Source organism: Allopontixanthobacter sp. (genome assembly GCF_034376665.1).
Taxonomy (GTDB): domain Bacteria; phylum Pseudomonadota; class Alphaproteobacteria; order Sphingomonadales; family Sphingomonadaceae; genus Allopontixanthobacter.
This window is the reverse complement of sequence record NZ_JAXMJI010000081.1, coordinates 1-9,698: the sequence shown is the minus strand read 5'-3', so window position 1 is coordinate 9,698 and position 9,698 is coordinate 1. Positions and strand designations below refer to the sequence as shown.

At 61.5% G+C, this 9,698-nt stretch carries 11 protein-coding genes and 1 tRNA gene; 7 read left to right on the top strand and 5 right to left on the bottom strand.

Features of this window, described 5'->3' with window-relative positions; all coding sequences use genetic code 11:
- Window positions 1-4: 4 nt before the first annotated feature.
- The 3 genes from U0988_RS08820 (at window position 5) to U0988_RS08810 (ending at window position 2,163) form a co-directional block, all read left to right on the top strand.
- Window positions 5-1,318 (top strand): dihydrolipoamide acetyltransferase family protein, encoded by a 1,314-nt coding sequence (locus tag U0988_RS08820; RefSeq protein WP_416172383.1) that lies wholly within the window; start codon window positions 5-7, stop codon window positions 1,316-1,318.
- 24 nt (window positions 1,319-1,342) lie between these two features.
- Window positions 1,343-1,921, top strand: a complete 579-nt coding sequence (locus U0988_RS08815) for a YdeI/OmpD-associated family protein (protein WP_322292253.1) — start codon at window positions 1,343-1,345, stop codon at window positions 1,919-1,921.
- A 165-nt stretch (window positions 1,922-2,086) separates the two neighbouring features.
- Window positions 2,087-2,163, top strand: a tRNA-Asp gene (locus U0988_RS08810).
- A 58-nt stretch (window positions 2,164-2,221) separates the two neighbouring features.
- Here U0988_RS08810 and U0988_RS08805 read toward each other — a convergent pair.
- The 4 genes from U0988_RS08805 to U0988_RS08790 all read right to left on the bottom strand — a co-directional run bounded on the left by U0988_RS08805 (window position 2,222) and on the right by U0988_RS08790 (window position 3,807).
- Entirely contained in the window at window positions 2,222-2,434 is a 213-nt protein-coding gene (locus U0988_RS08805) for a DUF2842 domain-containing protein (RefSeq protein WP_322292252.1), read from the bottom strand.
- The gene (locus U0988_RS08800) at window positions 2,427-3,005 is read right to left on the bottom strand and encodes a 5-formyltetrahydrofolate cyclo-ligase (RefSeq protein WP_322292251.1); all 579 of its coding nucleotides are present in this window, start codon (window positions 3,003-3,005) and stop codon (window positions 2,427-2,429) included. Before U0988_RS08800 ends, U0988_RS08805 begins: the two co-directional genes overlap by 8 nt.
- Before the next feature lie 200 nt (window positions 3,006-3,205).
- Window positions 3,206-3,616 carry a cell division protein ZapA gene (locus U0988_RS08795; protein ID WP_322292250.1) on the bottom strand — a complete coding sequence of 137 codons (411 nt, stop codon included), beginning with the start codon at window positions 3,614-3,616 and terminating at the stop codon, window positions 3,206-3,208.
- Window positions 3,613-3,807 carry a hypothetical protein gene (locus U0988_RS08790; RefSeq protein ID WP_322292249.1) on the bottom strand — a complete coding sequence of 65 codons (195 nt, stop codon included), beginning with the start codon at window positions 3,805-3,807 and terminating at the stop codon, window positions 3,613-3,615. Before U0988_RS08790 ends, U0988_RS08795 begins: the two co-directional genes overlap by 4 nt.
- Window positions 3,808-4,069: 262 nt before the next feature.
- On the opposite strand from U0988_RS08790, the gene tkt reads away from it, so the two are divergent.
- Genes tkt through U0988_RS08770 form a run of 4 tightly spaced genes read left to right on the top strand, consistent with a single transcriptional unit; the run spans window position 4,070 to window position 8,769 of the window.
- Window positions 4,070-6,082, top strand: coding sequence for a transketolase (gene tkt / locus U0988_RS08785; RefSeq protein WP_322292248.1), 2,013 nt, complete (start codon window positions 4,070-4,072; stop codon window positions 6,080-6,082).
- 15 nt (window positions 6,083-6,097) lie between these two features.
- The gene (gap, locus tag U0988_RS08780) at window positions 6,098-7,105 is read left to right on the top strand and encodes a type I glyceraldehyde-3-phosphate dehydrogenase (protein ID WP_322292247.1); all 1,008 of its coding nucleotides are present in this window, start codon (window positions 6,098-6,100) and stop codon (window positions 7,103-7,105) included.
- 12 nt (window positions 7,106-7,117) lie between these two features.
- On the top strand, window positions 7,118-8,317 hold the full coding sequence (locus U0988_RS08775; RefSeq protein ID WP_322292246.1) for a phosphoglycerate kinase: 1,200 nt from the start codon (window positions 7,118-7,120) through the stop codon (window positions 8,315-8,317).
- Window positions 8,314-8,769: a PaaI family thioesterase gene (locus tag U0988_RS08770; RefSeq protein WP_322292245.1), complete on the top strand. Its 456-nt coding sequence runs from the start codon at window positions 8,314-8,316 to the stop codon at window positions 8,767-8,769. Before U0988_RS08775 ends, U0988_RS08770 begins: the two co-directional genes overlap by 4 nt.
- A 14-nt stretch (window positions 8,770-8,783) precedes the next feature.
- Here U0988_RS08770 and U0988_RS08765 read toward each other — a convergent pair whose 3' ends face one another.
- Entirely contained in the window at window positions 8,784-9,539 is a 756-nt protein-coding gene (locus tag U0988_RS08765; protein ID WP_322292244.1) for a flavodoxin family protein, read from the bottom strand.
- Window positions 9,540-9,698 lie beyond the last annotated feature (159 nt).

Sequence of the window (9,698 nt, the reverse complement as noted above, 5' to 3'; positions counted from 1 at the left end):
CAACCTGCCCGATATCGGCGAAGGTATCGCCGAGGCCGAGATTGTCGCCTGGCACGTCAAGGTAGGCGACCGGATCGAGGAAGATGACCAGATCGCCGACATGATGACCGACAAGGCGACGGTCGAAATGGAAAGCCCGGTTTCGGGCAAGGTGCTGGAAGTCGCCGGCGAAGCGGGCGATGTCATCGCCATCGGCTCGATGCTGGTGGTAATCGAAACCGACGACGAAGTGTCCGAGGATAGCGATGCGGCAAACGGGGCGGCGGAACGCATTGAGGTTGAAAATCCCGATGCGTCGGATGCTGACGATGCGAGTGCCGCCGTTGCAGGCAAGCCTGAGCGGGAACCTGCACCCGAGCCGGCGAATGCACCCGAAGTGGCTCCCGAGCCTGTTCCTGCACCTTCCGTTCCAAAGACCGACCACAAAGTTCTGGCTTCCCCCGCCGTGCGCCAGCGCGCCAGGGATCTCGGGATTGATCTGGCGGAAGTAAAGCCCGCTGCCGACGGACGGGTGCGGCACGCCGATCTCGATGCATTCCTGTCTTATAACGGTGCGAAGGGTTTTGCCTCGGCCGGGGCTCCGCGCAAGGACGAGGAAATCAAGGTCATCGGCCTGCGCCGCCGGATTGCCGAGAACATGCAGGCCGCAAAACGCAACATTCCGCATTTCACCTATGTCGAGGAATGCGACGTCACCGAACTGGAACGGATGCGTGCGCAGCTCAACGAAAGCCTCCTCCGGCAGGCTCAGGATGAACGGAATGTTCGGCCCAAACTGACCATGATGCCGCTGCTGATCGCGGCCATCTGCAAGACCATCCCGCAGTTCCCGATGATCAACGCGCGCTATGATGACGAAGCCAATGTCGTAACCCGCCACGGCAGCGTCCATCTCGGCATGGCTGCGCAGACGGGCAACGGCCTGATGGTCCCGGTCATCCGCGATGCGCAGGCGAAAAATCTGTGGCATTTGGCGCGCGAGATCAAACGTCTGGCGCAGGCGGCGCGGGACGGGACGGCGAAATCTTCCGAACTGTCCGGTTCGACCCTGACGCTGACCTCGCTCGGCCCCTTGGGCGGGGTGGCGACAACGCCGGTCATCAACCGGCCCGAAGTCGCGATCATCGGACCCAACCGGATCATCGAACGCCCGATGTTCGTGCCCGACGGGATGGGCGGAGAGCGGATCGAGAAGCGCAAGCTGATGAATATTTCGATCAGCTGCGACCACCGCGTGGTTGACGGATATGATGCCGCCAGCTTTGTCCAGGAAGTGAAGAAGCTGCTCGAAACTCCGGTGAGGTTGCTCTCGGACTAGGGATCAGTTGGAAGGTAGCGCACAATGAACAGCGATGTCCGGATCGACGAGTATATCGCTGCTGCACGGCCCTTCGCGCCAATCCTGAACCATCTGCGGAAACTGATCCGCCAGGCGGTGCCCGATGGCTCGGAAACCATAAAATGGGGCATGCCGCATATCACGGTTGGCGGAAAAAACCTGGTCGCATTTGCTGCGTTCAAAAAACACGCGTCGCTGGTCATCCACAACCGGCCCGCCGATAGCGAGGGGATGGGGCATTTCGGCAAATTGACCAGTCTTGCCGATTTACCGGCTGACGAAGCCATAATCGAAACACTCCGGCAGGCGCGTGCCGATCTGGAAGCTGGCGTCAGACCTGTTCGACAGAGGACCCGCAATCCGAAACCGGAAATTCCTGTTCCCGATGATTTTGCGGCTGCACTGCAATCCGCACCTGCCGCATCTGCGGTGTTCGACAGTCTGGCACCGTCGCATCGGCGCGAATATCTCGAGTGGATTACTGAGGCGAAACGATCGGAAACCCGCACACGGCGGATCGCTACGGCGATCGAGTGGCTCGCCGAAGGCAAGAAACGCAACTGGAAATACGAGAGCTGCTGATGCCGCTTACGGGCAATTTGGCGCTCGGCATTGCAGGCAGCGCGGCACCGATTCCAGACCCGATGCACTGGCGAAAAAAAGAGCCGGTTTTTGTCGCTGTTCTGCGTTGACAGTATCACCGCTCTCGCCTAGTTGCCCTGCTTCCCAAGCGGTCCAGACCGTTACGCGGGTGTAGCTCAGTTGGTTAGAGCGCCGGCCTGTCACGCCGGAGGTCGCGAGTTCAAGTCTCGTCACTCGCGCCATTGGGGCGCTTCATTTCACGGCAGAATTTCAGGTCGTGCCTGCGCCCGAATTGCCGTTTCAGCCCCAGCGGCCGGTTTCCATCCAGATCAGGAAATTTCGCAGCGGCAGCAGCCATGCCACTCCGAGCACCAGATAGATGGCGGTCTGGAATGCCACGTGCATTCCGCCAATCCACTGACTCGCCCACATGACCGCCAAGGCATACACGGTGAGAGCGGTCAGCAGGGCAAGAATGCCGGCCGGAATTCGCCAGGTTGGTTTATCACGCATTGAATGGTCCGTAGATTCGCGTTGGGGTCACGACGGCGTTCAGTTGCAGGTCGTGCGCCTCGCAAGGAATTTCATCCAGCAATTGCATGTCCCATCCCATGCCAATCGCCGTGACGTCCGGATTGGCGGCCAGCCAGCGGTCATAATATCCGCCGCCTTGCCCGAGTCTGTGGCCGACGCTTGTGAATCCCAGCAGCGGCACAAACACTACTTCGGGGGTAACGACGGGCGCATCCGCGCGCGGCTGCATCAAGTTGTGCGGGCCAGGCTCGAGATCGCTTTCCTCGAACGGATCGGTGTGGGCGCGGAAATCCATTGCGCCGGGTTCGCCGCGCAGGCGGGGCAGCGCGATCGGGTGGCCGGCCTCAAGGAAGAATTTGGCGTAACCGCCTGCCGGTGCCTCCGCGGCTGCCGCATGGTACAGGCCGATGACCGCACCGTCCGGGATCAAAGCCATCAGCGGTTCGGGAGGGCGTTTGAACAGCAAAGCCTGAATGCTGCCGGGCAGGCTGGCGACATGGTCGCGCCTTGCCTTGCGGAGTGCGGTGCGCAAGGCTGCTTTACTGGTCAATCTTGAGCCTCGCGTGAAGTGGAGTGACGGAACCACCGTGGTCTTGCCTGGAGATCCTCTGACGCGAAAACGTCAGGTGGGCGCCATATGATCCGAAGCCCCGTGCGAAACGGTACTTCAGGCAGGGACAGCTCCCTAGGAATGCTTATAGCCTCAGGGATGTTCGTCGGCTCGTGCCGGGTAGCTCCGCCGACACCTATTTAGTCCTTCGGAGCCTTGGTCTCAAGCTTATCCGCACAATTTTCGAGCAAATCGGCAAATCTTTCGAGTTCCTCGGCTAGTTCGCCCTCGTTTTCAGACCTTCCCGACCCGGTCTCTGGGGCAGGCGATGCGAGCAATTCCTCATTCCGTTCTGCGAGCGAATCGCGTTCGGCGGCAAGAATTTGTCTAGTTCTTTCAGCCTCCAGCACGGCCCTCCGCGCTTCGTGAAGTTCGTCCGCCAGCAGCAGCGCGGCGAACAGCAAATTCTGCGAATCCGGCCCGGGCGGGTTGCCGAGCTCAGCAAATTTCTCGTCGATCATCCGGCCGAGTTCCGCGATATGCGCCTCTTCCCCGTCCGCGCAGGCAACGGTGTGCCTGCGTCCGCCGATAGTCAGGGTCACCTGGCTCACTTTTCCAGCCTTCCGAGAAGATCGTCCAGATCGTTCAGGCTGCTGGTCACGGCCTCCCGCAGATTTTCATGGCGAACCACCAGATCCGATACCGCGGGCGAGGCGGGACCCACCCGCTCGGCCAGATCGGCAATCCGGCGCAGCGCGGATTCGATCCGCCTGACTGCCTGCTCGATCCGTTCCTCTTTCATGAAGGTTAATTTACTTCAGAGCCCGTGGTAATGCAAAGGGTTGGGCACCTCTGTTGATAATCGCCCTCCGTTCGAAGTGCACAAGGCGGGAAAGCGCAGGTTTGGGGATGCATCGCGGCGCTGTCCTTGACCTTCCGTCTAGGGTCCGCGAAGGGTTCGCCCGCTGGCTCACGGGCCGAATCGAGTGTCCGACTGGTCTGGCGAATGGTCCCCTGCGGGCCGATATCGGCGTGTTTCGCGCGGTTGAATCTGGAGCCTGTCTATGAGCCTCGACGCATCCCGCCTTGCCCCGATGGCCAACGCCATCCGCGCGCTCTCCATGGATGCGGTGCAGGCGGCGAATTCCGGGCACCCCGGGATGCCGATGGGCATGGCCGATGTTGCGGCGGTTCTGTGGTCGGATTACATCAAGTTCGATCCCGCCGACCCAAAATGGCCCGACCGCGACCGGTTCGTCCTGTCAGCCGGTCATGGGTCTATGTTGATCTATTCGCTGCTGCATCTGTCTGGCTATGCCCGGCCGACGATGGATGACATCCGCAATTTCCGCCAATTGAGCAGCCCCTGCGCCGGCCATCCGGAAAACTTCCTTCTGGACGGCGTGGAATGCACCACCGGCCCGCTGGGCCAGGGCCTTGCCATGGCCGTCGGGATGGCGATTGCGGAGCGGCATCTGAACACGCAGTTCGGTGATGATCTGGTCGATCACCGCACCTGGGTGGTCGCGGGTGATGGCTGTCTGATGGAAGGCGTAAACCACGAGGCTATCGGGCTTGCAGGTCACTTGAAACTGGGCCGCCTGATCGTGCTGTGGGACGATAACAACATCACTATCGACGGGCCGGCAGCGCTTTCTACCAGCGAAGATATTCCCGCCCGCTACCGCGCAACCGGATGGCACGTGGTCAGCTGCGACGGGCATGATTACGCCGACATCCGCCGCGCACTTGACGAGGCGGTGGCCGATGATCGCCCTTCGCTGGTCGCCTGCAAGACGGTGATCGGCAAGGGAGCCCCCAGCAAGCAGGGCACGTCCGCCACCCACGGCGCGCCACTGGGCGCGGATGAAATCTCCGCCGCGCGCGAGGTGCTGGGCTGGGATGCGGCCCCGTTCGAAGTTCCGGCCGGCATCCTGGCGGATTGGCGCTCCACTGGCGATCGCGGCAAGGCGGCGCATGGTGAGTGGCGCCAGCGGCTTGAAGGCGATGTGGATACCCGGGCCAAATTCGAAAACTGGATGATGGGCGTGGCTGATCTGGCTGCACCAGCGCTGGAAGAACATATTGCCGCACTGGCGGCAGAGCCGAAGAACGTCGCATCGCGCAAGGCTTCCGAAATGGCACTTGGCCCATTGACCGCGAAGCTACCTCAGCTGATTGGCGGTTCGGCGGATCTTACCGGCTCGAACAACACCAAGACGCCGTCCACCGACCCTTTGACGTCGGAGGATTATTCGGGTCGCTATCTTTATTACGGGATCCGGGAATTCGGCATGGCGGCGGCGATGAACGGGATGATGCTGCATGGCGGCATTGTGCCCTATGGCGGCACCTTTCTGATCTTCAGCGATTACTGCCGCAACGCAATCCGTATGTCGGCACTGCAGCAGGTCGGCGTGGTCTATGTGATGACCCACGATTCCATCGGGCTGGGTGAAGATGGTCCGACCCATCAGCCAGTGGAACAGGTGATGAGCCTGCGCCTGATCCCGAACCTGAACGTGTACCGCCCCGCCGATGCCATCGAAACGGCGGAATGCTGGGCGCTGGCGCTGCAGTCCCCGAACACACCCTCGGTGCTCGCACTGTCCCGCCAGAACCTTGCGCCGGTGCGCGGGGAAGGGGACGCCGGTTGGTCCGCTGCCTCCAACCGCAGCGCGCGCGGAGCCTACCGCCTTCGTGCCGCCACGGCGGAGCGGCGGACGATCCTCATTGCCACCGGTTCCGAAGTCCAGCTGGCGATGGAAGTCGCCGACCAGCTGGAAGCGCAGGGGATCGGCGCTGACGTCATTTCCATGCCGTGCGCCGAACTGTTCGATGTGCAGGACGATGCCTACAAGTCCGACCTGCTGCCAGACGTCAGCGCGTCGCAGATATTGCGCGTGTCGATCGAGGCCGGGGTGACGATGGGCTGGGAACGCTATACCACGGCGAAGGGCTTGAATATCGGCCTCGACCGGTTCGGTGCATCGGCCCCGGCGGAGGATTTGTTCGAGCGTTTCGGATTCACGGTGGATGCGATTGTTCCGCAGATACTAAACAAGATCAACGGTTAATCAGGAGTATTTGACATGGCGACGAAGGTTGCAATCAATGGTTTCGGACGCATCGGCCGGCTTGTCGCCCGGGCCATACTGGAACGCAGCGATCACGATCTCGAACTGGTTGCGATCAATGATCTGGCGGATGCGAAAGCCAACGCGCTGCTTTTCCAGTACGATTCGACCCATGGCCGCTTCCCCGGAGAAGTATCGTCGGACGGGTCGAGCATCACCGTCAACGGTAAGCGGATCGCGGTGACGTCAGAACGCGAACCGGGCAAATTGCCCCATGCTGAAATGGGCATCGACCTGGTACTGGAATGCACCGGCTTCTTCCAGTCGCACGAAGCCGCGCAGCCGCACCTGGATGCCGGCGCGAAAAGAGTGCTGATTTCCGCACCGGCGAAGAATGTCTCCGCGACCATCGTTTACGGCGTAAACCACGAAACGTTGACGTCAGCCGACGTGATCGTATCGAACGCGAGCTGCACCACCAACTGCCTCGCCCCGGTGGCCAAGGTGCTGAATGATACGGTGGGCATCGAACGGGGTTTCATGACCACGATCCACAGCTACACCAACGACCAGCGGATGCTCGACCAGATACACAGCGACCTGCGCCGCGCCCGCGCCGGCGCACAGAACATGATCCCCACCACCACCGGCGCTGCCCGCGCGGTCGGGCTGGTTCTTCCGGAACTCAACGGCAAGCTGGACGGCAGCTCCGTCCGGGTACCGACGCCGAATGTCAGCCTTATCGACCTGGTATTCACGCCCAAGCGCGATACCTCTGTCGAGGAACTCAACAACGCCCTGAAGGCCGCCTCCGAAGGCGCGATGAAGGGTATCCTGTGCTACACCGATCAGCCGCTGGTCAGCAGTGACTTCAACCATTTCCCCGCAAGCTCCACGGTGGACAGCCTGGAAACGTCGGTGATGGAAGGAAAGCTTGCCCGCGTGGTGTCGTGGTATGACAACGAATGGGGCTTCTCCAACCGGATGATCGACACCGCGGGCGTCATGGCCCGCCTGATCTAGGACCCCGACCCTATGGCAATGTTCAATACACTCGATGATCTGGGTGACGTCACCGGCAAGGTCGCGCTGGTCCGCGTCGATCTGAACATGCCGATGGACGGCGGTTCGGTGACCGACACCACCCGGGTCCGGGCGTCCGCTCCGACGATCCTCGAACTGGCCGATGCCGGGGCCAAGGTGTTGCTGCTGGCGCATTTCGGTCGGCCCAAGGGCCAGCGCAATTCTACGATGTCGGTCAGCATGACGCTGGATGCGGTCGAGGATGTGCTGGGCCGCGAAGTGATGTTCATTCCCGAAGTGTCCGGGCCGGTAGTCGAGCAGAGCGTGGGAATATTGCGCAATGGCGACATCGCCATGCTCGAAAACACCCGGTTCTGGGCGGGCGAAGAAGCGAACGACCCCGAATTCGCTGCCGCGATTGCGGCCAATGGCGATATCTTCGTCAACGACGCATTTTCCGCCGCGCACCGCGCCCACGCCAGCACCGAAGGACTCGCGCATTTGCTGCCGTCCTACGCCGGGCGGGCGATGGAGATGGAGTTGAAGGCGCTCGACGCAGCTTTGGGCAATCCCGAACATCCAGTGGCGGCGGTCGTCGGCGGTGCCAAGGTATCTTCCAAACTCGCGGTGCTGGAACATCTGGTGGGCCGGGTCGATCATTTGATCATCGGCGGCGGGATGGCCAACACCTTCCTTGCCGCCCGAGGGGTGGATGTCGGAAAATCGCTGTGCGAGCATGATCTGACCGACACCGCAAACGCCATTCTGGACGCCGCCGACCAGGCTGGCTGCACGGTGCATCTGCCCTATGATGTCGTGGTCGCAAAGGAATTCGCAGCCAATCCGCCGAGCTTGCGGACCTCCAACGTTCACGAAGTCGCGCCGGACGAGATGATCCTCGATATCGGGCCGCAGGCGGTTGAGGCGCTGGCCGATGTGCTCAAGACCTGCCGGACGCTCGTTTGGAATGGCCCGATGGGTGCGTTCGAGATCCAACCCTTTGATGCTGCAACCGTGGCGCTGGCCCGCACGGCGGCGGCGCTGACCAGCGAAGGATCGTTGGTGTCGGTGGCTGGTGGGGGCGACACCGTTGCGGCGCTCAACCATGCCGGAGTGGCCGCTGATTTCACTTATGTTTCAACCGCTGGCGGCGCTTTCCTCGAATGGATGGAAGGTAAGGAATTGCCTGGAGTGGCGGCGCTTCGGGCATGAGCGAGAACGAAGCGGTTGGTGCCAGCGGCGGACTTGCGCAGATCACCGAAGGCGAATGGGCCGGGTGGTCCACCTGGCAAAGCGACGCCTTCGAACAGCGCGCCGGACCATTTTACGAAAAGATCGACGAAGCGGGCGAAGTCGTCTGCGCTTTTCGCGCCGAAGCGCGCCACATGAACGGCGCGGGTTTCATGCATGGCGGCTGCCTGATGACCTTCGCCGATTCGGCCCTGTTCAGCATTGCTGGCCCGGCGCTCGGCGGTGGGCACGGGGTCACCATGCATCTTGCGGGGGATTTCCTCGATCCGGCCCGCGAAGGGCAGCTTATCGAGGCCCGCGGGGAGGTGGTCAGGGGCGGCGGTAAGACGATTTACGTGGTCGGCAAGGTGACGGCTGACGGAACCCCGGTACTGAGTTTCAACGGGATTATCCGGAAGATCACCCGGCGCTGAGCAACCTGTAGCGGCTATCTGTAATCTGGGTTGGGAGCATCGAACCGGCGGCCTTCGCTCCACAGGTCCTTTGAATTGCCATGGGCGGGAATCCCTCCGGCATCCTTCAGCATCCGCGCGAAATGCAGCAGGTTCCAGGTTGCGAATGTGGTGTTGCGGCGGGTAAAATCATTGTCCATCCCGTAAGGCGGACCGTCCTCGCGTTCGTCTCCGTAGGACGGGCCGGGGCCTGCCTCCCCAATCCAGCCTGCGTCGGCCTGGGGGGGAATGGTATAGCCGATGTGCTGGAGCGAATAGAGTACGCCCATGCCGACGTGCTTGATGCCGTCTTCATTGCCCGTCACCATGCAGCCGCCGACCTTGCCGTAGAAGATATACTGGCCCTTGTCGTTGGTCTGGCCGGAATGCCCATACAACCGTTCGATCACGCGCTGGCAGATGGAGGATTTCTCCCCCAGCCAGATTGGCGTGGCCAGGATCAGAATATCGGCCGCCGAAACCTTTTCCCACAGTTGCGGCCAATCGTCGCGGACCCAGCCATGTTCGGTCATGTCGGGATAGACCCCGGGGGCAATGTCGAAATCGGCCACCCGGATGCGCTCTGCGCTGACCTTGTTCCGGTGCAGGATCGTTTCGACGATGCCGAGCAATTTGTCGGTGTGCGAACCCTGGGGTGACGGCTTGAGCGTGCAATTCAGGATCAGCGCCTTCAGATCGCTGAAATCGGTGGTGTTTTCGGCGCAAAGCTTTTCCTGGGTTTCATCAAGCATCAATGTTCCTCCTTGGGTCTGGACAGGGAACGCACGGAAGGCCGCTTTGTTACCGAATTACCGGGCCAAGGCCGGTTGCAGTGCAGCAAAGCGGTGGCTAAGGCCTTTTGTGCATTCGTATGCAGAAGTATGCAGCAATAAGGAATTCGAACCGATGCA

What these genes read in the sequence shown, in the direction of transcription:
- U0988_RS08815 (WP_322292253.1), top strand. Translation starts at nt 1,343, where the DNA reads ATGAACAGCGATGTCCGGATCGACGAGTATATCGCTGCTGCACGGCCC.
- U0988_RS08765 (WP_322292244.1), bottom strand. Translation starts at nt 9,539, where the DNA reads ATGCTTGATGAAACCCAGGAAAAGCTTTGCGCCGAAAACACCACCGAT.
- tkt (WP_322292248.1), top strand. Translation starts at nt 4,070, where the DNA reads ATGAGCCTCGACGCATCCCGCCTTGCCCCGATGGCCAACGCCATCCGC.
- U0988_RS08775 (WP_322292246.1), top strand. Translation starts at nt 7,118, where the DNA reads ATGGCAATGTTCAATACACTCGATGATCTGGGTGACGTCACCGGCAAG.
- U0988_RS08805 (WP_322292252.1), bottom strand. Translation starts at nt 2,434, where the DNA reads ATGCGTGATAAACCAACCTGGCGAATTCCGGCCGGCATTCTTGCCCTG.
- U0988_RS08770 (WP_322292245.1), top strand. Translation starts at nt 8,314, where the DNA reads ATGAGCGAGAACGAAGCGGTTGGTGCCAGCGGCGGACTTGCGCAGATC.
- gap (WP_322292247.1), top strand. Translation starts at nt 6,098, where the DNA reads ATGGCGACGAAGGTTGCAATCAATGGTTTCGGACGCATCGGCCGGCTT.
- U0988_RS08790 (WP_322292249.1), bottom strand. Translation starts at nt 3,807, where the DNA reads ATGAAAGAGGAACGGATCGAGCAGGCAGTCAGGCGGATCGAATCCGCG.